Source organism: Hymenobacter sp. YIM 151500-1, assembly GCF_025979885.1.
Taxonomy (GTDB): domain Bacteria; phylum Bacteroidota; class Bacteroidia; order Cytophagales; family Hymenobacteraceae; genus Hymenobacter.
In genome coordinates, this window is record NZ_CP110139.1 from 4,284,798 (window position 1) to 4,311,034 (window position 26,237).

Consider the following 26,237-nt stretch of genomic DNA (forward strand, 5'->3'; position numbering starts at 1 on the left):
TGCCGTGGCGCCGCTGGGAGCCGGCGGCTTGCACCGGCTGCTGCCTGGCGCGGCTGCGGCCGCGCGCCCGGAGTCCCTATCGTCGTCGTTATCCGCTCCCGTGCGTACCCTGACCCCGCCTTCCCAGCTCTCCGATGCCGAGCTGATTGACGGCTGCCTCGCGGGCAGCCGCCTGATGCAGAAGTATCTGTACGAACGATTCTCGGGCCGCATGTTGGCCGTGTGCCTGCGCTACGCCCAAACCACCTTCGAGGCCGAGGATATTTTGCAGGATGGCTTTCTGACGGTCTTCAAGAGCCTGGGCAACTTCCGGCGCGAATGTCCGCTGGAATTCTGGATTCGGCGTATTATGATTAACGCCGCCCTGCGCCAGCACCGCCGCAACGCCCCGCTGGTAGCAGTAAGCGACGGCGGCGAGTACCCCGAGGACCTGGCCGGTGAGGAATTTACCCTGTCTAACTACAACTTCGAGCAGCTGCTGAGCATGGTGCAGGAGCTGGCTCCGCGCTACCGCATGGTATTCAACCTGTTTGCCATTGAGGGCTACGGCCACAAGGAAATCGGGGAGATGCTGGGCATTTCGGAAGGCACCAGCAAGTCGCAGTACTCCCGGGCTCGGGCAATTTTGAAAAGCAAACTGGAGCGCCTCGACGCTCATCATACGCATGGTACCCTCCGCTCCTAATTCTACTCCCAACCCACACGACCAGCACCCGCGCACGGGCAGCCTGGAAGACGTGTTTCGCCAGAAGTTTGCCGAGGCCGAAGTGACGCCCCGCGCCAGCCTCTGGGAGCAGCTCGACCATGAGCTGCTGGTGCAGCAAAACGACACTTACCGTCGCCGCCTGGCCGTGCACCGCTGGGTAGCGGCGGCTTGCCTGCTGCTGCTGCTGGGCGGGGGCGGGTGGGCCACGTGGCGCCAATGGGCCCAAAACGCCTCGGCGGAGCTGGCTGCTCAGGCCTCTGGCAACGCTAACCCCTCGGCTGCCACGGCCGACGCCCGCGCCACCTTGCCGGCTGGTGCACGGAGTGTCGCTGGCCCCGTAACACCGGGCACCGCCGCCTCCGAGGCAGCCACAGCAACCGGTATGCTGGCTGCGGCTGGCGGCGCAACCGAAACGGCAACTGGCGCAACTGCTTACCCGAACTCGCCGGCCGCGGCAGCTCGCCTGCTGCAAAATGCCCTACTGGGTGCGCCTGCCGGTACGCCCGCGGCAGTAGGTTTCGGGTTCAACGGCAGCCTGACCACCGAACAAGCCTACGCCAATCTGCTAGGGAGTGCCTTCGGCGACATGCCGCTGCGCGCCGTGCGGGTAAGCGGCTTCGGCAGCCTGGCCGGCCGCCCCGATACGCTCAAGCCCGCCCTGCTCACCTTGCCCCAGGCCCCGGCCGGCCAGGCGCAACTGGCAGCCGCCAGCCCGGAAGCTCAGGAAAGCCAGCTCCCCACGAAGCTGTGGCGGCGTCTGCGCCTGGGCGGCAGCTATGCCGCCTCATCCTACAACCCCAACATTAATTTCTCCCAGTCGGAAGGCCGGGTGAAGGCTGACCCCGTAACGGTGGCTTTGCGCAACTACTACCAGGACGATGCCGAGCAGGAGTACCGCCGCAACCTGCGCGCCGGCCTGAGCCAGCGCGTAGCCTTGGCCGCCACCTTCGCCCTCAACGACCGGTGGGCCGTAACGGCCGGGGCCGAAGTAGCCGAGCACCGCGCCACCTCGGCCACTACCTATGGTTTCCTGGATGGCAAGCAGCAGGGCCGCCAGGCCGCCGACTTGTTCCGGCCGGCTTCATTGCCCCCGTCGCAGCCCGAGACCCGCGCTACCTCGTACCGCTACCGCACGGCCAGCGTGCCGGTGGGCGTGCGCTATGGCAGCACCAAGCCGGGCGTGTCGCTTTACGCCAAGGTGGGCGCGGCCGTGAGTGTGCTGCTGAGCAGCCGCTCCGAGCTGGAAGGTTCCCCCGAGGCCACCCGCACCTACACCGTGTCGTCGGCGGAGTCGCCCTACCGCCAGGTGCTGACTTCGGCGCGGGCCGGAGCCGGGGTGCGCTACCAGCCCACCGATGCTTCCTGGAACGTAGCCGTGGGTCCCACCGCCGAGGTGGGCCTGACCACGCTCAACGCCAGCCCCACCCAGCGCCTGCTGCGCCAGAGCCGCCCGTATAGCGTAGGCGTGGAGGCCAGTGTCGAGTTTGGTCCGGTGAAGGCAAGCCCCGTAGGTCAATAAGAGCAGTAGATGGGTTGAACTTTACGCTGTGCGCCATGTCACGCCTCCTTTCCTGGATTCTTCTGCTTCTGCTCGGCACCGTTGCGGGCTGCAACGTGGCCAGCGAAGAAGCCACTCCCAACTGCCCCAGCGACTTTTCGGCCACGCTGATTGAGCAGCTCAAGCAGCAGCCCAAGCAAAACCCGCCCGCCGAAGTAACCCAGTACACCTACCAGGGCCGCACGGTGTACCTCGTCACGGGTGGCTGCTGCGACAACTACAACTACCTGTTCGATACCTGCGGCAACGTGCTGTGCGCGGCCAGCGGCGGCGTATCCGGCCGCGGCGACGGCCGCTGCCCCAACTTCAGCGCCACCGCCACCAACCCTGTGCTCATCTGGCGCGACCCGCGCTAGGTGTCTGCTACCGGCGCTGTTCACGGGGGCCATGTTCAACCAACTGCTGTTTAGGTGATGAAAACGCTACTTCTTCTACTTGGATTCTGGGTGCTGCTGGGGCTGGTGCAATGCACCAAAGACGAGGACCCGGCCGTGGTAAAGCTGGGCCAGAAAATAGAGCTGAAGAAAGACCAAAGCGTGCAAGTAGTCACTGCCAAGGCACCGGTGCAGCTCACTGTAACCGAGATAACCGACTCGCGCTGCCCCAGTGGTGTAAACTGCGTGGCGCCCGGACAAGCCGACGTGAGCGTGGAGCTGCGCGACGGCGCAGGCGCAGTGCAGAAAGCCACCCTGTGCCTCGGCAGCTGCTCCAACGACTCGGCGGCCGTGGTGCTGGATGCCGTGCCGTACTGGCTGCGCCTGACCGACGTGAACCCATACCCTTCAGCAAACGCGCGCTTCGGCCCCCAGACGGCCACGCTCTACCTAACGCAGCAGTAAGCTGCTCCTGGTTTTGTTCTGAAGCCCGCTCCTGATGCCTTGGGAGCGGGCTTTTTGTTTACCAGAACAGCTCAGCGACCCGAAGGAAGGCGTAGCCACCCTACGCGCCACCCTCCGCGCACCTTAGCGAGAAAAAGACGCCTAGCTTAACCTCAATTTCCCCCGAACCAGAAACGGGTAATTACAGTTATCCTAGGCTACGTATCTTTCCCTGCATGAAGTATCAGCTCACCTCCGAGTTCAAACCCACCGGCGACCAGCCCCAGGCCATTGCCCAGCTGGTAGAGGGCATCCGCAACGGCGAGCCGGCCCAGGTGCTGCTCGGCGCCACCGGCACGGGCAAAACCTTCACCATGGCCAACGTCATTGCCCAGACCGAAAAGCCGGCTCTGGTGCTGTGCCACAACAAAACTCTGGCCGCCCAGCTCTACGGCGAGTTCAAGCAGTTCTTCCCCAACAACGCCGTCGAGTACTACATCAGCTACTACGACTACTACCAGCCCGAGGCCTACATTGCCTCCACCGACGTCTTCATCGAGAAAGATCTGGCCATCAACCAGGAAATTGAAAAGCTACGCCTGCACTGCACCTCGTCCTTGCTGAGCGGGCGGCGCGACGTGATTGTGGTGGCGTCGGTGTCGTGCATCTACGGCATCGGCAACCCTGAGGAGTTCGGCAAGAACGTCATCTACCTGGCCCCAGGGCTGCGCTACTCGCGCAACAACCTGCTCTACTCGTTTGTGCAGATTCTGTACTCGCGCACCGAGGGCGAGTTTACCCGCGGCACCTTCCGCGTGAAGGGCGACACCGTTGACATCTTCCCGGCCTACGCCGACCATGCCTTCCGCATCTTCTTTTTCGGCGACGAAATTGAGGCCATCCAGAAGATAGACCCGGTGAGCGGCAAGAAGCTGGCCGACGAGAAAACCGGCATCACCCTATACCCGGCCAACCTGTTCGTGACCGGCAAAGACACCTTGCAGCAGGCCATCAAGGAAATTCAGTTCGACATGGTGCAGCAGCACGCCTACTTCGAGAAGGAGGGGCGCGACGTGGAAGCCAAGCGCATCATGGAGCGCACCGAGTTCGACCTGGAGATGATTCGGGAGCTGGGCTATTGCTCGGGCATCGAGAACTACTCACGCTACTTCGACCAGCGCCAGCCCGGCGCCCGGCCCTTCTGCCTGCTCGACTATTTCCCCGACGACTACCTGCTGGTAGTGGACGAAAGCCACGTCACGATGCCGCAAATCCGGGCCATGTGGGGCGGCGACCGGAGCCGCAAAACGGCCCTGGTAGAGTATGGCTTCCGCCTGCCCAGCGCCATGGACAACCGCCCGCTCACCTTCAACGAGTTTGAGGGCATGGTGCGCCAGGCCGTGTACGTATCAGCTACGCCCGCCGACTACGAGCTGGCCCAGGCCGGCGGCGTAGTAGTAGAGCAGATTATCCGCCCCACCGGCCTCTTGGACCCCGAAATCGACGTGCGGCCCAGCATCAACCAGATTGACGACTTGCTGGACGAGGTGGATAACCGCGTGAAGATGGGCGACCGGGTGCTGGTGACGACCCTGACCAAGCGCATGGCCGAGGAGCTGCAAAAGTACATGGAGCGCCTGGGCATCAAGTCCCAGTATGTGCACTCCGACGTGAAAAGCCTGGACCGGGTGGAAATTCTGCGCCAGCTGCGCCTGGGTGAAATCGACGTGCTTATCGGCGTCAACCTGCTGCGCGAAGGCCTCGACCTGCCCGAAGTCAGCTTGGTGGCCATCCTCGACGCCGACAAAGAAGGCTTCCTGCGCGACCAGCGCAGCCTCATCCAAACCATGGGCCGCGCCGCCCGCAACGACCGGGGCAAGGTCATCATGTACGCCGACCGCATGACCGGCTCCATGCAGCGCGCCATCGACGAGACGAACCGCCGCCGCGCCACCCAGCTGGCTTACAACGAGGAGCACGGCATCACGCCCCAAACCGTGCGCAAGAGCCGCGAAGCCATTCTGGAGCAAACCTCGCTGTCGGACTACCGCATCGTGGAGCCCCAGGGCTACGCCGGCCCCACCGAGGATGTGGCCCTGGCCATTGCCGCCGAGCCGGTGGTGTCCGTCATGAGCAAGCCCGACCTGGAAAAGCTCATCAAGCAAACCGAAAAGCAGATGGAAGCCGCCGCCAAGGAGCTGGACTTCCTGCAAGCCGCCAAGCTGCGCGACGAGCTGGCCGCCCTACGGCAGGTGCTCAAGACCAAGCGGGAGTAAGTAGGTATCTTCGACTATGAATTCCATTCACCCGCACATCAGCCTCAATCCTGCCGTTCGGTTTGGCAAGCCTTGCATTGTCGGCACACGCATCACCGTGCAGGATATTCTGGGATGGTTGGCCTCGGGTAGGACGTTCGAGGAGATTGAGGAAGACTTTCCGGAGCTGAATCAGACTCGGTGCGGAACTGGCGGCTGCTGATGAATTAAGCCTGTTAGAATTGTAGTAATCTTTCGGCACGATAGTAGGAACACAGCCGAATCGGCTGGCCCAGGTATCATAACCCTGCTGCCAGCCGGTTTGTGTTTTCTTCCTTATCGTGTTTTTTATGAAGCTACGTTTCCTTCTCCTGCTACCTGCGCTGTGCGTGCTGCCCTTCGCCGCCGCTACCCAGACCGCCCCGCCGGCTGTCGTGCGGCCTGTGTCGTTGGCCGCCCTGCCGGAAGGCACATGGCAGCCGGTGGCTACCAGCACCATCTTGGCGGCCCCGGCTACTACGAGCACGCGGTTTCAGTATCAGCTACTGAAAGTGGAGGATGACGAGCAGGCCTTTTTGGCCCCAGCGTGGCGGGGCCACACTCAGCTGGCGCCTGAGCAGAAGAACCTGTTTGGCCGGCCCAAGGCCGGTGAGTTAGACGCCTTAGTGATGCAGGCGCTTAACGACTTGGCCGCTGAAGGCTGGGAGCTACTGGAAGTGTACCATCTGACACAGCCCGTGCGGGCCACGCAAAAGATAGAAACCGACCTGACTTTCAACAACCCCAACCGGCCCAACTATACCGGCAACACTTCCATTCAGAGCCACACCGAAACCCGCTACCTCTTCCGCCGCCCTTTGGCGAAGTAAGGCTCGAGGGCACCCACAGCAAACAGGCTCAGGCTAGTAACCGGCAGCAAGCGTATCGTCTACTCTCCACCCGATTCTTCGCCCTGCCCCGGAAGACGGCTTTTCGAGCTTTGCAGGTGGGGTAAGCGTCCTTGGTTCGACGGTTTGGGAGCGGGAGTTGGCCGAGGGAAAGTGCCTGTTGAAGGGAGAGGCTTTTGGGCGGATAGATATTCCACTAATTTCCGGAGGTTTTTTACATCCTAATTGCTTTACGCGCATGCGGTTTACTTTTTTTCTGTTTTTGCTGCTACTGCTGGGCGGCGCGCACCACTCGGCCCAGGGCCAGGTTCGGCCACTGGCATCGGCTGGAATTGCGTACCAGTACTTGCAAATGACGACGATTGAATCGATAGTAGCCGGGGGGATGGGCCGGTCCCGCATCCTGTTTACGCCTCAGTTCAAAGGCAATAAGGAGGTCAACCTGGAAAACCTGTTCAGCCTGACGGGCCTAAACCTACAGAACGTCCGCAGCAACGAGGAAACCATTTTGCGCTACCTCGCCGAGCTGGACGCCGAAGGGTGGGAACTGGTACAAGCCACTCCCTTGACGCAGACGCTGGTCAGCGGCGGCACTACCGGCCAAGGCCTGTTTATGACGCGCTACCTGTTCCGAAAAGCCAAGTAACCGCCCAGAAGGCTGCCCGCCTGAGTGACAGCAGAAAGCCCCGAGCCAGCCAGGCTCGGGGCTTTCTGCTGTGGGGCTCTTTCCCTCTGAGAGTTTTCAGGCAAACCAGTGCTTTCCCTGATGCCCGCTGGCCCGACCCAACTGAAAAATAGTAGCTCACAAGCACGATGGGCCGCGGGCCATTTCCTTAAATTACTGCGCACTTCTTCCCGAATGAAGAATATGAAATCTTGGTTTCCTCTGATGCTGGCCCTGCTGCTGGCCTTGCCCATCCCGCCGGCGAGTGCCCAACAACGCCCGGTGGGAGCGGCCCCCACGCCCCCGCTGGGCTGGAACAGTTACAATTGCTTTGGCTCGGCCGTGCTCGAAGACGAGGTGAAGGCCAATGCCGCCTACATGGCCCGGCACCTGAAGTCGCACGGCTGGCAGTACGTGGTGGTGGACTTTCTCTGGTCCTACGACAACCCGCCCGGCAGCAACTTCGGCAACCCCCAGCAGTACCGGCTGCCCGACGGTGCCCACGTGCCCTGGCTGACCATGGACCAGTGGGGCCGCCTGCTGCCGCAGCCGCGTAAGTTTCCTTCGGCCCAGGGCCAGGCCGGCTTTAAGTCCCTGGCCGACTACGTGCACGGGCAAGGGCTCAAGTTTGGCATTCACCTGATGCGGGGCATCCCGCGCCAGGCCGTGTGGGCCAAGACGCCGGTGCTGGGCGCCAGCGGCATCACGGCCGACATGATTGCCGACACGACCTCGACCTGTTCCTGGAACAACCACATGTATGGCCTGAACATGGCCAAGCCCGGCGCTCAGGAGTACCTGAATTCGCTGTTCCAGCTCTACGCGGCCTGGGATGTGGACTTTGTGAAAGTGGACGACCTCTCGCGGCCCTACCACGCGGCCGAGGTGGAAGGCTACCGCAAGGCCATCACGCAGAGCGGGCGCGAGATGGTGTTTAGCTTGTCGCCGGGCGAAACACCGGTGGCCCAGGCCGCCCACGTGGCGCAGCACGGCGACATGTGGCGCATGGCCGACGACTTCTGGGACGAGTGGAAGGCCGTGCTGGGCATGATGGCCTACGCCCGGCAGTGGCAGGGCAAGGACCGCGAAGGGCACTGGGCCGACTGCGACATGCTGCAAATCGGGCGGCTCTCCAAGCGCGGGCCGGTGGGCCCCGAGCGGTACAGCCGCTTCACCAACGACGAGCTGTACACCCACATGACGTTCTGGTCCATCTTCCGCTCGCCGCTGATGATGGGCGGCAACCTGCCCGACAACCGGGAACTGGAACTGAAGCTGCTCACCAACGACGAGGTGCTGGCCGTCAACCAGCAGGGCCGCAACCCGCGCGAGCTGTACCACAAAAACGGCTATTCGGTGTGGTACTCCCAGGCGCCCGGCCCCCAGGGCGGCGTGTACGTGGCCCTGTTCAACCTCAACGAGAAGCCCGGCCAGCTGGCTCTGAACCTTGGGGAGCTGGGCTTCAAGGGCAAGGTCAAGGTGCGCAACCTCTGGGAAAAGCGCAACCTGGGGTCCTTCAAAACCAGCTACGGGCAAACCCTGAACCCTCACGCCACGGCCCTGCTGCTACTCACGCCGGAGTAGCCGGCGCTGCTGCCTGCTCTACCCTGGGAGCTGCCGGGCGGCCTTGGCTTGACCTATACTGCACATAAAGCCAGGGCCCTGGTTGCGCCAGGCGCCTGCTTCCCACCCCCAATTTTCGTCTATGAATCAGCTTCTTCCCTTTCGCCTTTGCTTTACCACCCAGCAAACCACCGAGCCGGGCCGACGACGAGCCGTGCTGACGCTGGTAGGTGCGTTGCTGCTGGCGGGCGGGCCGGCGGTAGCGCAGGTAGCGCCGGCGGCGGGCGGGGCCGCAGCGGCTTCAGTGCCGCAGGTTATTACGCTTGAGCCGGGGGAGCACTGGTGGGGCGGGGCAGTTAAAGAAGGCCACAAAATGCCTTTCAGCACGGCACCCTACGCCTTCAACCTCTACGGCGACAACCTCTACAATCAGTCGCAGCCGCTGCTGGTTTCCGACCACGGGCGCTACGTGTGGAGCGAGGAGCCGTTTCGTTTTGCCTTTGAAGGCAATAAGCTCACCATCAGCGAAGCGCGGGGCCCGGTGCAAACCGGCTCGGCCGGCCGCACCCTGGCCGATGCGTACCGCTTTGCGAGCCGCAAGTTCTTTCCGCCCAGCGGCAAAACGCCCGACCCGGCCCTGTTTGCTCAGCCCCAGTACAACACCTGGATTGAGCTGAACTACCACCACAACCAGGCCGACGTGCTGCGCTACGCCCACGCCATCATCGACAACGGCCTGCCGCCGGGCGTGTTCATGATTGACGACACCTGGCAGGAAGACTACGGTCTGTGGCGCTTCCACCCCGGCCGCTTCCCCAACCCCCAGGCCATGATGGACGAGCTGCACCGGCTGGGCTTCAAAGTCATGGTGTGGGTGTGCCCGTTCGTCAGCCCCGACTCGCCCGAGTACCGCGACCTGCGCGCCCGCAAAGCCTTTTTGCTGGACCGCCCCGCCGACCCGGCCGCGACCTGGCTTACCGCCCAAACCCAGCCTCGGCTGGTGCAGTGGTGGAACGGGGCCAGTGCCGTGTTGGACTTCACCAACCCCGCTGCCGTAGGCTGGTTTCGGGAGCAGCTCACCAGCGCCGCCAAAACCTACGGCATAGACGGTTTCAAATTTGACGCCGGCGACATGGAGTTTTACCAGGGCAACCCGCTTTCCTTCGCCCCGGCCACGCCCAACGAGCACTGCCGGCTCTACTCGCAGTTCGGGCTGGAGTTTCCGCTTAATGAATTTCGGGCCTCCTGGAAAACCGGCGGCCAGCCCCTGGCCCAGCGCCTGGCCGACAAAAACCACACCTGGGCCGACCTGCAAAACCTGATTCCGCACATGGTGCTCGAAGGCCTGAGCGGCTACACCTTCACCTGCCCCGATATGATTGGGGGCGGCGAAATCAAGTCCTTCGGCTACACCGACGCCGGGGCCAGCGCCGACGCCTTCGTGGCCAACAAGCTCGACCAGGACCTGGTGGTGCGCTCGGCCCAGTGCCACGCCCTGATGCCGATGATGCAGTTCTCGGTGGCACCCTGGCGCATCCTCGACCCCGAGCACCTGGCCGCCGTCAAGCAAGCCGTGGCGTTGCGCAGCCGTTTCGCGGCCCGCATCGTGGCGCTGGCCCAGGCTTCGGCCACGAGCGGTGAGCCCATCGTGCGCAGCCTGGAGTACGTGTTTCCGCGCCAGGGCTACGCCGAAGTCAACGACCAGATTATGCTCGGCGACAAGCTGATGGTGGCGCCGCTGCTGGTTCATGGCCGGGGCACGCGCGAGGTGGTCTTCCCCAGGGGCCGCTGGCGCGCCGACGACGGACAAGTGTTCCGCGGGCCCGGCAAGCACACCATCACGGTGCCGCTAGACCGGCTGCCGTATTTTGAGCGCCAGTAAGTCCCGGCAGAAACTCTCGCCACTTCGACCCCAGTTCTGGCCTTGCCTCCCGCCAAAGCCGCAGTGGCTCAGCTACGCTATCCTCCAGTTCGCGGAGGACGCAGCTTGCGTAGCACCAGCAAGGCCGTACTCCACGCCGAACACCACGCCTAGAAAGCGCAGGTACCAGAGCCCCACTGCAACCCCTGTCGGCTCAATGCGGACATTAAAAGCAAATCAGCCACCCAGGATTATACCTGAGTGGCTGATTCTGAATGAGCGGGAAACGAGGCTCGAACTCGCGACCCTCAGCTTGGGAAGCTGATGCTCTACCAACTGAGCTACTCCCGCGGTTTTTGGTAAAGCAAAAATACACTTGGAAAATCAATTTCCAATCCAGATACGAGGCAAAACGTGCCCGGCCCGGATAAGGAATGTACGTTCTTTTTCTGACTTTTCGGCCGCTGAAGCGTAGGTACGCTTTGCGTATTCGGTTGAAAGAACGTTGTCTATGCCGTGGCCTTTGCCTTCCCAGACCCGCCGGCTTGTGGGCTGGCTGTTACTGATTGCTGGAGTGCTATTACTGCTCGGGCAGGTGCTGCGCTTGGTGGTAACGTACTACGAGTATCGGCGCCTGGGCGCAGAGGCTATCAGCGCGGTGCAGCTTGCAATGCAACTACTGCTGCTGCTAGCAGCCATGCTGCTGCTGCGCTACGGCTGGCACGAGCGGCGCGGCGGTGGCGCTGCCAAGTAGGATTGCCGTAGTAGCGCACTGCGTAAGCCAGTCCAAATTCTGCCATCTTCGCGTTATGTCTTCTCCTCTTCGCATTGTGGTGGCCAAGCACACAGCCGCCGTGGCCGCCCAGCTGGCCGAACTCGGCCGCCGCACCTTCCACGATACCTTCGCGGCTCACAACCGCCCCGAGGACATGGCCGCTTATCTGGAGGCCACTTTCAGCCCCGAAAAGCAGCTGGCCGAGCTGCACGACCCGAACATCGTATTTCTGCTGGCTCAGCTAAACCAGGAGGTGGTCGGCTACGCCAAACTCCGGCTGCACTCCACGCTGGGCCTCACCGAAGAGAAACCCCCCGAGGACCGGCTGGAAATCGAGCGGTTGTATGTGCTGGAAGACTGGATTGGCACGGGGCTGGGCGCGGCTCTTATGCGCCGGGCCATCGAGGAGGCTCGCCAGCGGGGTAGCCGGGCCGTGGTGCTGGGCGTGTGGGAGAAAAATGAGCGCGCCCTGGAGTTTTACCACCGGTTTGGATTTAAGAAGAGCGCACAGCACGAGTTTATGCTGGGCACCGATGTGCAAACGGATATAGTGCTGCGCAAAGGCCTGTAGATGCCGTTGGCGTGAGTTGGCCGAGCGGGGGTGGGTTGAAAACTAGCTGGGCCGCGTACCTTTGGCGGCGCCTTGCCGGAGCTGGTAGCTGGCAATGCTGCTTTCCGGTCCCGTTCGTATCATCTAATTCCTAGCTGCTTGCCGTTGAAATTCGTTTCGTATGCTGGTCGGGCCGCTTCGTGGCCTGGGCTGTGGGGGCTGATTAGGATAGGCGCGGGAGTGGGCGGCGTCTTGCTGGCGGGCTGCTCCCCCGATGCATCCCGCGACAAGCCTGCTGTGGCGCTGCCCACCGGGCACTACGAAGGACCCGTTACCTACCAGGGCACCGAGCTGCGGGTAGCCCTGGACCTGCGCGAAACCCAGCCGGGGCAGCTTACGGCCACCATCAGTTTTCCGCAGCTGCCCGGCCTGGAAATAGCCGCCACCGATGTGCGCTACCAGGAGCCGCAGCTGCGCCTGGCGCAGGAGCCGGGCCAGGCAGGCGGCGTCAGCGTGCAAGCCATCCGGGAGGGCGACTTTCTGCGGGGGGCGTTTGCCTGGGACAGTATCCGGACCGATTTTGTGTGGGTGCGCCGGGGGCCAGCACCCGAATTGGGGTTTCGGGAGCAGCCATTGACGCTGCAACTGCCGGGTGGCGCTCAAACTGCTGCCCTGCTGATTCCCGACGATACCCTAACCCGACACCCGGCGGTGGCTTTTCTGCCTACGGGCGTGGCGGCGGCCCGGCAGCGGGCCGTGTATCTGGCCCGGCGGGGTTTCGCAACCTTGTTGCTGCCCGGTCCGGTAGTAGCCGCTGACTCCGCCGCCGCTCACCTCACGGCGGCAGCGCTGGCAGGGTTGCGCCAGCACCCCGCCGTGGACTCGGCGCGGGTGGGCGTGTGGGTGCGCGGTGCCCTGGCGGCCCAGGTAGCCACGGCCGCCGCCCAAGCCCAGCCTGCCGCCGCATTCGTACTACTGGAAGGGGCCCCAGCCAACACGCCGGCCGAGGCCCAGCCTTTTCAGGTGCTGGCCCGGCGCCGGGTGCCGGTGCTGGGCCTCTACGCCGGCCTCGATACCACGGTGCGCCTGCGCGAAAGTAGCCGCCGCCTCCGCAGCGCCGTGGGCTACCGCCGCCATACCCAAGTCCGCACCTTCTCCCGTGCCACCGCCGACTTTCTCCAGCCCGGCCACATAGGCCCCAACGGCCAGTGGCAGTGGCCCCAGCCTGCTCCCGGCTATTGGGAAGGGCTGGAAGCGTGGCTGCGGCAGCTATGAAATGAAGGGAGGCATACCTTATCAAAGTATGCCTCCCTTTAGGTTCGGTGGCCTTTAGGCTCGCCCTAGATTCAAACTTTTGTACACTTCTTTTGCAGTAGTGTTATTGCATTAGTACCCTAGTCACCGCAACACTACCAGCGCTGCGGGCTCGTAACAGGTACACACCCACGGGCAAAGTAGGCATAGTGAGGGTGGCCGTATGCCGCCGCCCAATTCCGGCAGGAGCAGCAGTTGTGCGAGCTATAACCTGACCAAGCGACGAAAGTAGTTCTACCGTTACCGGACCAGGTGCGGAAGCTAGGCCGCCTACCTCCACGCGTAGCGAGTGGCCACTCACTGGGTTTGGCGTCACGCGCAGTTCTCCGGTGGTAGTGCGGCCCCGTGTAGCCAAGCCGATAGGGGCGCGGGCCGCCCGCAGCACGGCAAAACGGCTATTTTGGCCCGTCGCCGTAGCAGCTGCAAACCCCACAGCTACGGTGTTGCCATCAGGCTGCTCTACCACATCGGTTAAACGGTCAACTGCGTCCTCGTTCACGGTCAGGTAGCTATTGAGGCCATAGGTGAGGTCGGGTTGGCCGGTGGGCAGCAGCCGACGCAGGGCAAAATCGTTGTTGACGGAGCCAACCAGCAGGATTTTGGCATCAGCTAGCAAGCTCATTTCTGTGAAGTCGTTAGCAGTCAGCAAGCCCAGGTTAACGGTGCCGTTGGTACCGAACGTTGCATCAAGAGTGCCGGTGGCGGTGAAGCGGGCCAGAAACAAGGAGGCAGTAGCCCCCCGCGTTTCACCTAATACAAGGAATTGGCCACCGGGTAGCTCGCTCACAGAACGGCCAGCTACCGGGGCATTATCAAGCTGCCGCAGTTCGGCTACCCCTGCGGTGCCAAAAGCCGGGTCGGCTGCGCCAGTGGGTAGGCGGCGCGCCACAATCAGTTGGCGAGTGATGGTACTGGAGCCACTTTCCGCCACGTCCTGGAATCCCACGGCTATGGCTCGCCCGGCGTTGTCAACGAAACCATCGGTGAAGCGGGCATAGCTGCGGCCAAGGTCGCCGACATAGCTGTTATCAAGAGTGCCGTTGGCTTGCAGCCGATACACGGCGGGGTTGCCCGCCCCGATGGGGTAGTTGCCCGAATTAATGCCTACCCGATGGGCCATTACCAGCAACTCGCCCGTAGGCTGCCGGCCCACGCGCACGGGGTACCCGGCTACCGTGCCCCCGCAAACGTAGGTTATGCCATTGGTGCCAAACCCGGTATCGAGGGCACCCGTGGGTAGAAACCGCGCTACAAAACTGGCTTTCGAAGCGGCCGAACCTGCTACCACCAGCTTGCCGTCGGCCTGTAAGGTCATGGCATAGGTAATAACCGGAACTGTGCCGGGGTTGGTAGCAAAGCACGGCGAACCGGTGGGCGGTGCAACAAGATAGGTGACCTTGCCATCCGTGCCGAACGTGGGGTCGAGGGCGCCAGTGGGATTGTACCGGGCTATTTCCAGGCCCGCGGCGCCTTGCCCAGCCACTACTAGCTTACCATCGGGTTGCAAAACTACGGCGGCGGCAGCATCGGTGGTTGGCGCCGCCGTGAAGGTGGTAAATACCTTTCCGCCGGTACCAAATGTGGCGTCCAGGCCCGACTGCGCCTAGGCGGCGTGGCCTGCTACCAGCATGCCTACTACCTGAGCACATAATCTGAATAAAGAATGCTTCATACGTCATGGGGTTTATTTGACGCACGAAATGTACGAGTCTGCTATATACTTGTCTTTATCATATATAAAGTATTGGTAGAGCAACTGCCTTACAAAACCTATCTACACCACCAGCAACCCCTTTTCCCGCAGCAACTGCCACGCCGGCGTTTGCAGAAACTGCTCAAACGATTGACCGGCGGCAGTCGGGTAGGAGACGGCAGCATCTTTCACTAGCACTTTGGTGTCGTAATCGGTGCTGAGGCGCGTAAGCAGCTCCAGCAGCCAGGGGCCTATAGCAGCAGGCACTTTCACCTCGAAGTCCTCGGCCTGTTCATAAAACGTAAGCACGGCGCGGCGGCCTTTCCGAGTGTCTTCGTAGCGCAGCTCGGGGGCGTGGCCCAGCCAGAACAAGCGGTTATTAAGACGAGCAGAATCGGGTTTGACCGGTTCTTGAAGGGCTTGCTGGATAAGCTGGCGCGGCACCGTGGGGCGCGGCACTCGGAAATCAAACCAGAAGCTGAGCGGCTCAGTGAGGGCTACGCCGTGCAGGTAGTTGTACAGGGCTTTGCTCAGGCCGGGCCCGAACTGCTCGTGGTCGGTGCCGGTGGGGTCGTCGTGCCAGAGGTCGTTCCAAGCAAAGGGGCCGGGCTCGGGACCCACGGGTACCACCTGGTACTTCGCCGGGTTTTTGCCCACCGGCGAGTGGGCCGTCATCGAAAAGCGGTGCCAGTAGCCACTCTGCACAATGCCGGCCTCGAACAGCTGCCGTACCACTTCCAAGGAGTCCATGGTTTCCTGGGCGGTCTGAGTGGGGAAGCCGTACATGAGGTAGGCGTGCACCATGATGCCTGCTTGCGTGAAGCCATCTGTCACGCGGGCCACCTGGGCAATGGTTACGCCCTTTTCCATGAGGGCCAGCAGCCGGTCGGAGGCCACTTCCAGTCCGCCGCTCACGGCAATGCAGCCACTGGCGGCCAGCAGGCGGCACAGGTCGGGCGTGAAGGTTTTCTCAAACCGGATGTTGCCCCACCACGTGATGCTCACGCGGCGCTTCAGCAGCTCCACGGCCAGGTCGCGCAGGGCCAGGGGCGGGGCGGCCTCGTCCACGAAGTGAAAGCCAGTCTGGCCGGTTTGGGCAATAATCTGCTCGATGCGGTCCACGAGCAGGGCAGCGGGAGCGGTTTCGTAGCGGCTGATGTAGTCCAGCGTCACGTCGCAGAACGAGCAGCGCTTCCAGTAGCAGCCGTGGGCCACCGTGAGCTTGTTCCAGCGCCCGTCGCTCCAGAGGCGGTGCATGGGATTCAGCACCTCAATCACCGACAGGTATTCCGTCAGCGGCAAGTCCGAGTAGTCCGGCGTGCCCACTTCCGGGTGCGGAATGTCGGGGTAGGGCTGGTTGATGTACTGAACCTCGCCCGCGGTATTCCGAAGAAAAGTGCGTTGCAGGGGGAGTTGCGCCGCCGGAGCGTCCTGCTCCATCTGGCGTCCGCCTTGCCGAACCGAAGGAAGACGCAAGCCAAGCATCTCTCCCGCTTCGTCCTCACGAGTAGAGTTAGCTAGAGGGAGAGATACTTGCCTAACGGCGACCTGCGGTTCGGCAGAGCGGACACCAGATGGAGTAGGACGTTCTTTTTCGACTGCCAGCCACTCTAGCAGCCGCAGCCAGGGACCTTCGCCGTCGTCGAGGGTCAGAAAGTCGATGTAGTCGAAAAAGCGCGGCTCCTGCAGCTGGCGCAGCTCGGTGTTGGGGTAGCCGCCGCCCATGAGCGTGTATGTGGCCGGGCATAATTCCTTCACGCGGCCCGCCAGGCGCAGGGCCCCGTACAAATTTCCCGGAAACGGCACCGTAAACCCTACCACGTCGGGCTGCACGCGAGCCAGCAGGTCGTCGAGCAGCTCCAGCAGCAGCTGATCCAGCAGGTTGGGCGGGGCTTGCAGAGCCTCGTGCAGGGCGTCGAAGGTGGTGGCCGACATGGCCAGCTTCTCGGCGTAGCGCGAAAAGCCAAACTGCGGCCCCACAGTTTCCTTGATTAGGTCGCCCAAGTCTTCGAGGTAGAGCGTGGCCAAGTGGCGGGCCTGGTCGGTGAGGCCCATGGTACCGAAGGCCGCCTCCAGGTCGGCTACGTTGTCGAAACGGCTGGCTTCGGGTAAGAAGCGGCTATGGCAGATGCGCGGGGCCAGCGTGTTGTCCTTGTTCTGCAAAAACCGGATAACCGGCCCGATGGTGCTCAGGTAGCTCTGCTGGAGCCGCACCATGCGGCGGGCATTGTCGCTGAGGTTAAACCCGCCGGCCTCAATGGCCGCAAACACCCGCGTCAGCCCCTCCCGCGAAAACAGCTTTAGCACCAGCTCCAAGCCCAGATCGGCCTGCCTCACATTGTAGCCGCGCCCGCCCAAAAAACCTTTCAGGTACGCCGTAGCCGGGTAGGGCGTATTCAGCTGCGTAAGCGGTGGGGTAATGAGTAGAATGCGGAGCACAGCACAAAGGTACTTTGATAGACCTGAGACTGTGAGACATGAGAGGTGAGACTTTCGTTCTTCTCGTGGAGGTGAGACATGAGAAGTGAGACGTTGTTCTACTGGTGTTACGTCAGCACGAAGTCTCGCTTCTCATGTCCTACTGTCTTAGGTCTACCGCCTCACTTCTACAAAAAATGAGAGGCGAGAACCAGTCTCACCTCTCACTTCTAGTATCTAATCTCTAAACTCAGGCCAGCTGGTCTAAGGACAACCGCTTGGGCAGCAGGTCGCGGCGGAATTCGCTGACGGAACGGCCCGTCACCTGGCGGAACTGGTTGCTGAGGTGCTGGCCGGAGCTGTAGCGCAGCTGCTCGGCTATTTCGCTTAGGGTCATTTCGTTGTAGCTGAGCATTTCCTTAACCTGCTCAATCTTGAGGCGGATCAGGTACTTCTCAATGGTTAGGTTGGCTGTGCGCGAAAACACCTTGCTCAGGTGGGAGTAGGTAGCGGCAAACCGGTCGGTGAGGAAGGCCGAGGTAGTGAGCGGCATGCGGGCCGTGCGCAGGTGGTCGAGGTACTCAACCAAAGCGGTTTTGATTTGCTCGGTCAGCTGCTCGGCCCGGCCCATCAGCACATCGAAGCCGGCTTCGCGCAGCAGTGGCGCCACCGAGGCCGGGTCGGCGGGGGTAGTGTGGTCGAGTTGAGCCTGGCCCAGCTGCACGTCGGTGGGCCGGTAACCAGCTTGTTCCAAAAGGCTGCGCACGGCATCAATGCAACGCGGGCAAACCATGTTTCTGATGTGGAGGAGCGTTGTTTTCACGGACAATGAAGGTTAATCAACCCGCGTAGCGGGACGGGTGGCGGTACGAGACGAAGCCGGGCGGGACCGTCGAACCGGCACTGCGGCCGGCGTTTCAGTCCACTCTTTCCCAAACCAGTGTGCGGCAGCCCAGTTAACAAAAGGAACAACTCCCAGAAACGTAACTGCCAGCAGCCAGAAAAATACGAAAAAAGCTCCGAACAGCCGGCCGAAGAACTGGTCCTGCACCCCAAAGAGGTACGCCACCAGCACCAGCGCCAGCACCAGGCTCACACCTGCCAGCACAGCCGCCCGCCGAAGCAAGAACCTATACGCAGGGAATGAACGGAAGGTGCGGCTCATAGCAACAAACTTGGGGGCAACAAATATACAGACGCGGCGCGGCTGCACTGGCGCGTGCGGACTTGTAGCGCAACAGCCCCCGTGCGGGTTGCCCCGCGGGCGAAGCACCAAAAAACCAGCGCCGCAGTCAGCCGTACAGCAGGGGTACTATTGACCCTTCAGCCCCCTGTAAACTCATGAAAACGTTTTCTGTTTTCCGCCCGGCCTTGGCCGCCGCTCTGCTCCTGACCTCTTCCCTCGTGGCCTGCAACACCGGCACCGAAGCCGGCGACACCAATGTGGAGCGCGGCGCCGTCAAAACCAAAGACCCCAGCGCATCTCAGTCTTCCACCGTAACCGGCGACTCCGCCACCTCGGGCACGGCCCGGCAAAACCCCGGCCCCTCAAACCGCAAGGTGTACGAAGACGCCGCCGACCGCAAAGACCGAAACAACGACGGCCTGGCGGACTAGTTATCAGAAGTGAGACTATGAGAAGTGAGAGGTGAGACTGTCGTTCTGCTGGCCTGGCTAGGTTGCAGAACGACAGTCTCACCTCTCACTTCTCATAGTCTCACTTCTAACTTCTAATAAAACACAAAGCCGTTCGGGCCAATGTTGACGGTGAAGGAGTCGATGGCTGCGCCGTTGCTGCGGTAGCGAATCACCTTATCGGCGGCGGTGAAGGAGCCGATGCCGCCATAGATGGCGTTATCCTGTGGGTCGACGCCCAGGCCGTAGAAGCGGCGGCGAATCAGGGGGGCGGTGGGCAGGTTGGCGTCGCCGATGCCCAGCGTGTACACGCCGTTCTGGTAGGTATAGTATAGCTGGTTGCGGGCCCCGTTGATGGTCAGCCGGCCGGGGGCGCTGCGGTTCGATTCCACTTCGCGCTTGGTGGCGGTGAGCTGGTCGGGCGTAATCAGGGCCAGGCTGCCCTTGGTGGTGCGGGCGTAATCCACGGAGAAGTCGGGGTTATAGGCCACCCGGCCGCCACACAGCACCCACACATTGCCGTTGCGGTCCAGGGCTAGGCTGTTGGGCGCGTCGCCCACCGGTATGGTGCCTTCCACGGCGTCGGTCGTGGTGTTGATGACCGTAACCGTGTTTTCGCCGCTGTTGGTGACGTAGAGGCGGGAGCCAGCCACCAGCAGCTGCTCAGGCTGCCGGCCTACGGCAATGGTTTTGGTCACCGCGTTGGTTTTCAGGTCCAGCACCGACACCTGCCCGGCCGAAGCTGAGTACGACACGGTTTCCGTCACGTAGCCCTTGGCCGACGAAGCCGCCGCGAAGTAGCGGGGCAGCTTCAGGCCCGCAATAGTGGCCTTGGACCGAAACTTGGCCAGGGACACGACCTCCACTTTGTTGCTGTTGTTGACCACGATGTAGCCGAGGCTATCCTGCACGGCCATGCTCTGGGCCACGTCGCCGAGGGCCCGGCCGTTGGTGCTGCTAAACAGGGTGCGGTTGGTGACGGTGGCGCTGGCCTTACTGAACAGGCTGATGTCGGCGTTGGAGCGCATAAAGTTGCCTTCATTCACCACAAATACAGACTTGGTGACAATGGGCTGCTCGGTGGGCTCGGGGTCCTTGTCCGGGTCGCAGGCGGCGAGGCTGAAGGTGGCGGCGGTGCCTAGCAGCAGGCGCAGAAGGGGAGTGCGCGAAAGAGAGGAAAAGCAGGTCATAGAAAAAGAAGGTGGAAAACGAAAAAACAAGGAGGAGTCAGCGCCACAGCACCCGCAGGCTCAGGGCCCCGTGGCGGAGTGGCATAGCGCGGTTCTGGTAGCTCTGGTAAGTCTGGTTGGTGAGGTTGTAGCCTTGCGCCAGCACTACCAGCCGCCAGGCCGGATGCACGGCCAGTATGCGGCCCACGGAAGCATTCAGCAGCAGGAAAGAAGGCAGAAAGCTGGTGGCCGAGGCGTCGGTGTAGCGGTAGCCGGTGAAGGTGAGCGTGGAACCCAGCTGCCAGCCCCGCCAGGCATGGTCGGTGCTCAAGGCGGCCGTGTGCCGGGGCACGAAGGGCAGCTGCCGGCCCACCGGGTCGGAGTCGGCGGCCGTGCCGCGGGTTTTCTCCGATTGGGTGAAGGCGTACGTGGCTCGCGCCGTGAGCTGGTAGGCACCCGGCCGCCACGTGAGCTGGCTGCTGGCTTCCAGGCCCTGAGCCCGCACCTGCCGCAGGTTGCGCGGCGACCAGTACGTAGCCCCCGGCGTCCACTGCACCCAGTTATCAACGAGTTGGCGGTAGGCGGTGAGTTCGGTTTGCAGGCGCAAGCTGGGTGCCGGCCAGTCCAGGATATGCCCCAAGCCCGCTTCGTAGCCCAAGCTGTGCTCGGGCAGCAGGTCGGGGTTGCCGCCGGGGCGCCAATACCGTTCGTTCAGGGTAGGAGCCCGGTAGCTGCGCGAGGCGCTTCCTTTCAGTGTAAGCAGGTGCGGCCCCCGGCGCAGAGCCTCCCATTCCAGCCCAGCCGTAGGCGTGAGCGGGGGCTGGCGGCCGGGCAGCACGGCCTGGCGCAGGTTGGCCGACAGCCGCAGGCGGGGCCGCGGATCGTAGCGCAGCAGCAGAAAGCCCGAAAACCGGTCTTCTATCCGCGGGTCTGCGCCGTACCCGTCCACCTGGGCCGCAAAGTGCTGAGTTTCGGCACCCAGGCGCACTGAGGCGTTGGGGCGTAGGTTCCAAGTGTGCTCGGCCTGGGCCTGGGTGGTGCGCACCCGGGACTCGCTCAGCCCGCTCACGTCGTCGCGGTAATTGAGCACGTCTTCAAACCAGGCTACGCGGCCCGTCCACTCGTGGCGGGGGCTCAGGTGGCGGTAGCCGGCCGTGAAGCGGCGGCTCTGGTCCCATTCCCGGCCGTGGGTGTTGTTGGTGCCGATGCCGGGCTGAATCTGCCGGTCAGCGTCGGTCAGCCAGGCGGCAGCCGTCAGCTCCCCGCGCTGGCCCAGGCGCAGAGTTAGGTCCTGGGTGAAGCTGGCCTGGCGGAAGGCGGCGTTCTGCTGGCGGTGGCGCACGAGGCCGGCAGCTTCCTGAGCAAAGTAGGGGAAGTCGTTATCCGCCTGGCGGTAGAGCAGCGTGGTGCGCAGGGCGAGTTTCTGATTGCTGAAGCCGGCTTCCATCGTGCCAGCATGTAGGCCAAAGCTGCCGCCCTCAACCTGCGCCGCCCCGTGCCAGCCCGCACCCCAGCGCACCGCGGAACTGAGCAGCACCGTGCCGCCCACGGCGCCGTTGCCGTACGTGGCTCCTGCGGGTCCGGGCTGGATATCTACCTGCGTGTTGCCTAGCGTGGGCAGCAGGGCAAAGTCGGCCTCACCCAGGGAAGGCAGGTTGATATTGAAGCCTTGCCAGAGCACGGCCGTGTGGCGGGCCGAGGTACCGCGCAGCGTGATGGAGGACAGCTGGCCGGGGCCGTAATTTCGGAGGTGAATGGCCGTGCGGGCACCGAGCACGTCGGTGAGTGTGCCGGTGCGGTAAGGGGCCAGGGCCAGCGAGTCGAGGGTAAGCCGGCGGCTGCCCACGCTGAACCGCTCAATGCGGGTGGCCTGCACGCGCACAGTCGGCAGCTGCTGGGGACTCACCGCGGCGGAGTCGGCCGTGGACGGAGCCTGGCCCAGACCGGTACGCGCCGCCAACAGCAAGGCAGCAGCCGTTACGCAGCGGGGCCAGCTCAGCAGTCGAGAAAGAACTATGGTGTTACTCCGAACCAAATCTTCGTAGCCGAAAAATTCAGTTCAGAACTCCACGGCAGCCGCTTGCTCGTTGCCAAGCCAGCCGCTACCCCGAAGCCGAGGCCGAAAACAGCAGGTAAACCGGCGCCACCGAAGCCGCGCCACTGCATTCGTTCTCCGTCTTTCCTCCGAAGACGCTGAACATGGGACTAGCAGAGGCAGGTCTCCTGGCTTGCTTCCGGTGCGCCGCCTTCCCATCTCCGGGGCTTGTTCATGGGAAAAGCCCTCCGGAAACAGTGGCAGCAGAATGGCGCACCACACTCATGAAGCGTACAGTTGCGGGGACAGCTCCGGCTTTGAACCGGATTCCCTTTTCAGCCTCGCCCCCCAATCGGGGTCCGGCCACCTCTACGTCGGCAAAGATACGAGAATGTGGCATGTGGCATAAGCTTCAGCTTGTGCCGGTTGAAGTCAATAGTTTGAGGTCAGTAGCCCGTCATGCTTCATCTGGCGTCCGCGCAGCCGAAGCATCTCTCCCTCTGACTAAATCTAATCGCGCAGGCAAAGCAGTAGAGATGCTTCGCGGGGCTCAGCATGACGGTCTGTTGACTTCTTAAATAACTCCCCTGGTTAAACTATGCAGCCTTTTCTGGGCTAGCACCGTTACGGCACAAGCTGAAGCTTGTGCCACATGCCCTATCCGAAACTCTCCCTCGACTTTTACCGCCGCCCCGACCCAGTACAAATTGCCCGCGACCTGCTAGGTAAGCACCTGTTCACGCAGATAAACGGGGTGCTGACCGGTGGGCGCATTGTCGAAACCGAGGCCTACGCCCACCTCAACGACCAAGCCTGCCATTCCCACCTGGGACGCTACACAGCCCGCACCCAGGTGATGTACCAGGCCGGCGGCGTAGCCTATGTGTACCTGGTGTACGGCCGCTACGCCTTGTTCAACATCATCACCAACGAAGCCAGCAAAGCCGACGCCGTGCTCGTCCGCGGCCTGGAGCCTACTGTCGGAATCAAAGAAATGTTGCTGCGCCGGGGCCTGCCGCGGGTGCAGCGCAGCCTCACGGCTGGTCCGGGCCTGCTCACCCAAGCCCTCGGCATTACCACCGCCCATTACGGCCTGGACCTCACTGGCAACCTTATCTGGCTGGAAGACCACGACGAAACCATTCCCCCCGAATCCATCCGTGCCTCTCCCCGCGTGGGCATCGACTACGCCGGCGCCGACGCAGCCCTACCGTGGCGCTTCCGCCTCATCGGCAGCCCCTGGACTAGCCCGGCAAGGTGAATCGCGGATTGAACGAATTACGCGGATTGCGCGGATTTTGGTCACGTTAGCTGTTCGGTGTCACCCAACTCATGAACAAGACTTGCCGAAGGCAAGCCTTGTTCATAAGCCAGCCTAATCGTCACCAAAATCCGCGCAATCCAGTAATTCGCGTAATCCGCGATTCAGATTTTCTCACACACCAGCACTATCAGCTTGCCTTCCAAGTTAGTGGTGGCAAACAGGTACAGCTCGCCTCCTTCGCGGATGCCGGTGCGGTGGCGGAACTCGGCCACGGTGTCGGGGAAGTTGCGGGTGGTAACGTGGGCGCGGGCCTCGGGACCCAGGTGGGCGCGCAGGGCTATGCCGTCGTACTTCTCCACGGCCCGAATGCGGAAGATGCGGCCCGGAAACTCCGGGCGCAGCGTGTCGGAAGTGTACAGGTGGCTGTGCTGGTGCAGCTTCAGCAGCTCGAAGGCCGTGCCAATGCTGCGGAAGCCGCCCGCCTTGAGCACGGCCACGTTGGGCTCGTACAGGTACTGCTGGGGCTCGGCGTAGCGCGGCACGGCGCGGGCTTCGCGGGCCCGGTTCAGCCGAAACTCCTGCTGGCTTCCGTCGCGGAGCAGGTTCACGCAGTACCGCTCGGGGTCCACGGCTGCTTCCTGGCCCAGCTCGTAGAGCACCTCTTTGCACTCATTATCCGCGGCTACCACCCACAGGCGCCGCACGTGGCGCAGCTCCTGCACGGCCTGCTCAATGTCGAGCATGGGTGAGGTTTTGAGCAGCACGCTCCGGCCTTTGTGCAGCAGCAGCGGCAGCAGGCGCAGCACGTCCGGCTCACAGTCCTGCAACCGGAAAATCTTGCGGGCCGCCGTGTCGCGCCGGGCTGGGTCGAGGTACAGCCAATCAAATGTGCCGGGGGTGCTGCGCAGAAACTGCACGGCGTCCTGGGTGTGCAGCTGCACGTTGTCGATGCCCAATTGTTGAAGATTGAAGCCGACTACTTCCGCCAAAGCCGCGTTGCGCTCCACGTAATGCACCTCCGGCACGCGGGCAGCAAAATGGGCGGTATCTACCCCGAAGCCCCCGGTGAGGTCGGCCAAGCGCTGGCCCTGCACCAGCATGGCCTTAAACTCCGCCGTGCGCGCCGACGAGGCCTGCTCCACTGATAGCGCTGGCGGAAATACCAGGTCGGGATTGTCGGCCCAGGCGGGCAGCTTGGTGCGGGCCTTCTGCCGGGCCTGGATTTGGCGCACTAGGTCGGGCACAGGCAAGCCGGGGTAGCGGCGGGCTTGCAGGGCAAGCTGGGCGGGGTCGTCGTGCAGATGCTCGGCTACGTATTGCCGGGCCGCTGCCGGCAGCGGATATTCCATGAAAGGCTACTACGGTAAATCGACAGCCCCGAACGACCGGGGCGGTTCGTGGCTCAAACGTAAGGAGGAATCCGACACCCTGCTTCGGATGCTGGATTCCTCCTCGGAATGATTTCACCTGGCAAGCAGGTGAAGCACAGTAAAACAGCCAGGTAAAACTACAGGTTCCAGCGCAGGGCCAGCACCGGCCGGCCCGCGGGGGTGGCCCCCACGCCGAGCCCGGCCGGCCGCAGCCGGCGTAGCGCACCGGTGCGGGCCGCAGGAGGGCCCGCATTGTAGGCTTCTACCGCCTGCTGCAAATGCTGATTGGTGTAGCGCGAAATGAAGATGTTGCTCAGCAAGCTAGCAGCGGCTACCCCGGCTGCCACTTGCTGGGTCCGGTTGAAGTACTGCTGCTCGGTGTCCTTGGCCAGTACCTGCTGCGCGTACACGCCCACGGCGCCCACAAACACCAGGCGCTCCGTCAGAAACAGCCACTTCTGCCGCCGGTACAGGTTCAGATTATCCAAGGCAGCAGAGTTAGCAGCCAGGTAAGGGCGCAGGCGCTGGCCAAAGAAGCCGGCGTTCTGATATTCTTCTTCGGTAGTGCCCAGGCCGGTCGTAAAAAAGAAGTTTTTCTGCACCCCGTTCAGGCCCCGCTGCTGGTCTTCGGGAGTGAGCCGGATGATGGTAGCGGGCTGCTGGGCCCGAGCCGCAACACCCAGGCTCATCAGCAACACCAGCGTCAGCAAGGCCCGGCGTGCTGCGCCTCCGGCAGAAAGTAGCAAGACAAAAGAAGCCATGGCTGCAAAGCTAGGATACTATATTTCTCTGGCTAAGGCATTAATCGAGAGAAAAGTGCAACTCGCCGAGCAAAAGTTGGGGTGGCAACTCAACAAAAGCAGCAAGGGCTTCGTTCTGACGGGCACTTCACCAACCTTTGTTTCTATCTATGAAAGCTTTGGCATCTTTCTTCCACCGGGCCGCTATGCTGGCCGTTTTGCCGGCTGCTCTGGCCTTCACGGCTTGCTCCAACGACGACGATGACAACACCACGCCTACGCCCGACCAGGGCAAGGTGATGCTGGTACACGCGGCCGCGGCCTCCAACGTGCAAGTCACGGCCTTTGTAAACGACCAGCAGGTAGGCCAGCTTAACTACGGCCAAAACAGCAGCTACCTGAACGTAAACGCGGGCACGCCCACGTTGCGCATCAACAACGGTAGCACCGTGCTTACCTCGCAAGGACTGACCGTAGCCAAAGACCAGAGCTATTCTGCGTTTGCGTACTCGCCTTCCGCCACCATCGGCGCCACGCCCTCGCTGCTCGTCACCCCCGACGACCTGACTGCTCCAGCTTCGGGGCAAGCCAAAGTGCGGATCGTTCACCTCGCCGTCAATGCGCCTACGCCGGTGCGGCTTACTGCTCCTTCGGCAGTACCCGGCACTCCCGGCGCCGACATAACCCCGGATATAGCTTTCGGGGCGGCGTCGAGCTTCTTCCCCGTTAACGCTGGCCCCTTGAACCTGAGCATCACAGCCGGTACGCCACGCACCCAAGTGCGGTCTGTTGGCGACGGGACAGGCTCGGGAATAGGCACCAAAAACTACGAGGCCGGAAAAATTTACACCATTGTGGTACGAGGCATTGCTGGCGCGGGCGTACCGGCCGCGCAAGAAATGCAAGCCGTCATTATTCAGAATAACTAAGCTCGCCTTTTGAACAAGGCGCGAAGCTCGGCT

General features: G+C 62.7%; 24 protein-coding genes, 1 tRNA gene and 1 riboswitch. Of the genes, 16 read left to right on the plus strand and 9 right to left on the minus strand.

Features of this window, described 5'->3' with window-relative positions:
- Positions 1-100 precede the first annotated feature (100 nt).
- The 10 genes from OIS53_RS17770 (at position 101) to OIS53_RS17815 (ending at position 10,333) form a co-directional block, all read left to right on the plus strand.
- Positions 101-685 (plus strand): RNA polymerase sigma factor, encoded by a 585-nt coding sequence (locus OIS53_RS17770; protein ID WP_264679920.1) that lies wholly within the window; start codon positions 101-103, stop codon positions 683-685.
- Positions 666-2,225, plus strand: a complete 1,560-nt coding sequence (locus OIS53_RS17775) for a hypothetical protein (protein ID WP_264679921.1) — start codon at positions 666-668, stop codon at positions 2,223-2,225. Before OIS53_RS17770 ends, OIS53_RS17775 begins: the two co-directional genes overlap by 20 nt.
- A 35-nt stretch (positions 2,226-2,260) precedes the next feature.
- On the plus strand, positions 2,261-2,620 hold the full coding sequence (locus tag OIS53_RS17780) for a DUF6970 domain-containing protein (protein ID WP_264679922.1): 360 nt from the start codon (positions 2,261-2,263) through the stop codon (positions 2,618-2,620).
- Positions 2,621-2,677: 57 nt separating this feature from the next.
- Positions 2,678-3,103: a hypothetical protein gene (locus OIS53_RS17785; RefSeq protein WP_264679923.1), complete on the plus strand. Its 426-nt coding sequence runs from the start codon at positions 2,678-2,680 to the stop codon at positions 3,101-3,103.
- 215 nt (positions 3,104-3,318) lie between these two features.
- A complete protein-coding gene (uvrB, locus tag OIS53_RS17790) occupies positions 3,319-5,358 on the plus strand; it encodes an excinuclease ABC subunit UvrB (RefSeq protein ID WP_264679924.1) in 2,040 nt (679 codons plus the stop codon).
- Between the two features lie 16 nt (positions 5,359-5,374).
- Positions 5,375-5,560, plus strand: a complete 186-nt coding sequence (locus OIS53_RS17795; protein WP_264679925.1) for a DUF433 domain-containing protein — start codon at positions 5,375-5,377, stop codon at positions 5,558-5,560.
- Between the two features lie 127 nt (positions 5,561-5,687).
- The gene (locus tag OIS53_RS17800; RefSeq protein WP_264679926.1) at positions 5,688-6,206 is read left to right on the plus strand and encodes a hypothetical protein; all 519 of its coding nucleotides are present in this window, start codon (positions 5,688-5,690) and stop codon (positions 6,204-6,206) included.
- Positions 6,207-6,462: 256 nt separating this feature from the next.
- Positions 6,463-6,870, plus strand: coding sequence for a DUF4177 domain-containing protein (locus OIS53_RS17805; RefSeq protein ID WP_264679927.1), 408 nt, complete (start codon positions 6,463-6,465; stop codon positions 6,868-6,870).
- Between the two features lie 222 nt (positions 6,871-7,092).
- Positions 7,093-8,472 carry a glycoside hydrolase family 27 protein gene (locus OIS53_RS17810; protein WP_264679928.1) on the plus strand — a complete coding sequence of 460 codons (1,380 nt, stop codon included), beginning with the start codon at positions 7,093-7,095 and terminating at the stop codon, positions 8,470-8,472.
- 121 nt (positions 8,473-8,593) lie between these two features.
- Positions 8,594-10,333: a glycoside hydrolase family 31 protein gene (locus OIS53_RS17815; protein ID WP_264679929.1), complete on the plus strand. Its 1,740-nt coding sequence runs from the start codon at positions 8,594-8,596 to the stop codon at positions 10,331-10,333.
- Between the two features lie 257 nt (positions 10,334-10,590).
- On the opposite strand, the gene OIS53_RS17820 is transcribed toward OIS53_RS17815, so the two are convergent.
- Positions 10,591-10,663, minus strand: a tRNA-Gly gene (locus OIS53_RS17820).
- 223 nt (positions 10,664-10,886) lie between these two features.
- On the opposite strand from OIS53_RS17820, the gene OIS53_RS17825 reads away from it, so the two are divergent.
- From OIS53_RS17825 to OIS53_RS17835, 3 genes are all read left to right on the plus strand, one after another.
- Entirely contained in the window at positions 10,887-11,066 is a 180-nt protein-coding gene (locus tag OIS53_RS17825) for a hypothetical protein (protein WP_264679930.1), read from the plus strand.
- A gap of 55 nt (positions 11,067-11,121) precedes the next feature.
- Positions 11,122-11,658 (plus strand): GNAT family N-acetyltransferase, encoded by a 537-nt coding sequence (locus tag OIS53_RS17830; RefSeq protein ID WP_264679931.1) that lies wholly within the window; start codon positions 11,122-11,124, stop codon positions 11,656-11,658.
- Between the two features lie 144 nt (positions 11,659-11,802).
- A complete protein-coding gene (locus OIS53_RS17835) occupies positions 11,803-12,912 on the plus strand; it encodes a hypothetical protein (protein ID WP_264679932.1) in 1,110 nt (369 codons plus the stop codon).
- A gap of 103 nt (positions 12,913-13,015) precedes the next feature.
- On the opposite strand, the gene OIS53_RS17840 is transcribed toward OIS53_RS17835, so the two are convergent.
- The 4 genes from OIS53_RS17840 to OIS53_RS17855 form a co-directional block, all read right to left on the minus strand.
- Positions 13,016-14,542 carry a delta-60 repeat domain-containing protein gene (locus OIS53_RS17840; RefSeq protein WP_264682390.1) on the minus strand — a complete coding sequence of 509 codons (1,527 nt, stop codon included), beginning with the start codon at positions 14,540-14,542 and terminating at the stop codon, positions 13,016-13,018.
- Positions 14,543-14,725: 183 nt separating this feature from the next.
- Positions 14,726-17,083 carry a B12-binding domain-containing radical SAM protein gene (locus OIS53_RS17845; protein ID WP_264679933.1) on the minus strand — a complete coding sequence of 786 codons (2,358 nt, stop codon included), beginning with the start codon at positions 17,081-17,083 and terminating at the stop codon, positions 14,726-14,728.
- Between the two features lie 229 nt (positions 17,084-17,312).
- Positions 17,313-17,885: an AraC family transcriptional regulator gene (locus OIS53_RS17850; protein ID WP_264679934.1), complete on the minus strand. Its 573-nt coding sequence runs from the start codon at positions 17,883-17,885 to the stop codon at positions 17,313-17,315.
- A 12-nt stretch (positions 17,886-17,897) separates the two neighbouring features.
- Entirely contained in the window at positions 17,898-18,170 is a 273-nt protein-coding gene (locus tag OIS53_RS17855; protein WP_264679935.1) for a hypothetical protein, read from the minus strand.
- A 233-nt stretch (positions 18,171-18,403) separates the two neighbouring features.
- Here OIS53_RS17855 and OIS53_RS17860 point away from each other — a divergent pair, with 233 nt between their 5' ends.
- Positions 18,404-18,679 carry a hypothetical protein gene (locus OIS53_RS17860; RefSeq protein WP_264679936.1) on the plus strand — a complete coding sequence of 92 codons (276 nt, stop codon included), beginning with the start codon at positions 18,404-18,406 and terminating at the stop codon, positions 18,677-18,679.
- Between the two features lie 113 nt (positions 18,680-18,792).
- On the opposite strand, the gene OIS53_RS17865 is transcribed toward OIS53_RS17860, so the two are convergent.
- Positions 18,793-19,887, minus strand: a complete 1,095-nt coding sequence (locus OIS53_RS17865; RefSeq protein WP_264679937.1) for a DUF5074 domain-containing protein — start codon at positions 19,885-19,887, stop codon at positions 18,793-18,795.
- Between the two features lie 37 nt (positions 19,888-19,924).
- Positions 19,925-21,826, minus strand: coding sequence for a TonB-dependent receptor plug domain-containing protein (locus tag OIS53_RS17870; RefSeq protein WP_264679938.1), 1,902 nt, complete (start codon positions 21,824-21,826; stop codon positions 19,925-19,927).
- A 236-nt stretch (positions 21,827-22,062) separates the two neighbouring features.
- Positions 22,063-22,287, minus strand: a riboswitch (cobalamin riboswitch).
- Positions 22,288-22,553: 266 nt separating this feature from the next.
- On the opposite strand from OIS53_RS17870, the gene OIS53_RS17875 reads away from it, so the two are divergent.
- Positions 22,554-23,162, plus strand: a complete 609-nt coding sequence (locus OIS53_RS17875; RefSeq protein ID WP_264679939.1) for a DNA-3-methyladenine glycosylase — start codon at positions 22,554-22,556, stop codon at positions 23,160-23,162.
- Between the two features lie 164 nt (positions 23,163-23,326).
- Here OIS53_RS17875 and OIS53_RS17880 read toward each other — a convergent pair whose 3' ends face one another.
- Both OIS53_RS17880 and OIS53_RS17885 read right to left on the minus strand, forming a co-directional pair.
- A complete protein-coding gene (locus OIS53_RS17880) occupies positions 23,327-24,514 on the minus strand; it encodes a class I SAM-dependent methyltransferase (protein ID WP_264679940.1) in 1,188 nt (395 codons plus the stop codon).
- 158 nt (positions 24,515-24,672) lie between these two features.
- Positions 24,673-25,296 (minus strand): hypothetical protein, encoded by a 624-nt coding sequence (locus tag OIS53_RS17885; protein ID WP_264679941.1) that lies wholly within the window; start codon positions 25,294-25,296, stop codon positions 24,673-24,675.
- Positions 25,297-25,445: 149 nt separating this feature from the next.
- Between OIS53_RS17885 and OIS53_RS17890 the strand changes: the two genes are divergently transcribed.
- On the plus strand, positions 25,446-26,204 hold the full coding sequence (locus OIS53_RS17890; RefSeq protein ID WP_264679942.1) for a DUF4397 domain-containing protein: 759 nt from the start codon (positions 25,446-25,448) through the stop codon (positions 26,202-26,204).
- The last annotated feature ends 33 nt before the right edge of the window (positions 26,205-26,237 follow it).

Excerpts from the sequence above, each read along its gene's own strand:
- OIS53_RS17775 (WP_264679921.1), top strand. The coding sequence starts at position 666 with ATGGTACCCTCCGCTCCTAATTCTACTCCCAACCCACACGACCAGCAC.
- OIS53_RS17780 (WP_264679922.1), top strand. The coding sequence starts at position 2,261 with ATGTCACGCCTCCTTTCCTGGATTCTTCTGCTTCTGCTCGGCACCGTT.
- OIS53_RS17785 (WP_264679923.1), top strand. The coding sequence starts at position 2,678 with ATGAAAACGCTACTTCTTCTACTTGGATTCTGGGTGCTGCTGGGGCTG.
- uvrB (WP_264679924.1), top strand. The coding sequence starts at position 3,319 with ATGAAGTATCAGCTCACCTCCGAGTTCAAACCCACCGGCGACCAGCCC.
- OIS53_RS17795 (WP_264679925.1), top strand. The coding sequence starts at position 5,375 with ATGAATTCCATTCACCCGCACATCAGCCTCAATCCTGCCGTTCGGTTT.
- OIS53_RS17800 (WP_264679926.1), top strand. The coding sequence starts at position 5,688 with ATGAAGCTACGTTTCCTTCTCCTGCTACCTGCGCTGTGCGTGCTGCCC.
- OIS53_RS17805 (WP_264679927.1), top strand. The coding sequence starts at position 6,463 with ATGCGGTTTACTTTTTTTCTGTTTTTGCTGCTACTGCTGGGCGGCGCG.
- OIS53_RS17810 (WP_264679928.1), top strand. The coding sequence starts at position 7,093 with ATGAAATCTTGGTTTCCTCTGATGCTGGCCCTGCTGCTGGCCTTGCCC.
- OIS53_RS17815 (WP_264679929.1), top strand. The coding sequence starts at position 8,594 with ATGAATCAGCTTCTTCCCTTTCGCCTTTGCTTTACCACCCAGCAAACC.
- OIS53_RS17830 (WP_264679931.1), top strand. The coding sequence starts at position 11,122 with ATGTCTTCTCCTCTTCGCATTGTGGTGGCCAAGCACACAGCCGCCGTG.
- OIS53_RS17860 (WP_264679936.1), top strand. The coding sequence starts at position 18,404 with ATGAAAACGTTTTCTGTTTTCCGCCCGGCCTTGGCCGCCGCTCTGCTC.
- OIS53_RS17865 (WP_264679937.1), bottom strand. The coding sequence starts at position 19,887 with ATGACCTGCTTTTCCTCTCTTTCGCGCACTCCCCTTCTGCGCCTGCTG.
- OIS53_RS17875 (WP_264679939.1), top strand. The coding sequence starts at position 22,554 with ATGCCCTATCCGAAACTCTCCCTCGACTTTTACCGCCGCCCCGACCCA.
- OIS53_RS17880 (WP_264679940.1), bottom strand. The coding sequence starts at position 24,514 with ATGGAATATCCGCTGCCGGCAGCGGCCCGGCAATACGTAGCCGAGCAT.
- OIS53_RS17885 (WP_264679941.1), bottom strand. The coding sequence starts at position 25,296 with ATGGCTTCTTTTGTCTTGCTACTTTCTGCCGGAGGCGCAGCACGCCGG.
- OIS53_RS17890 (WP_264679942.1), top strand. The coding sequence starts at position 25,446 with ATGAAAGCTTTGGCATCTTTCTTCCACCGGGCCGCTATGCTGGCCGTT.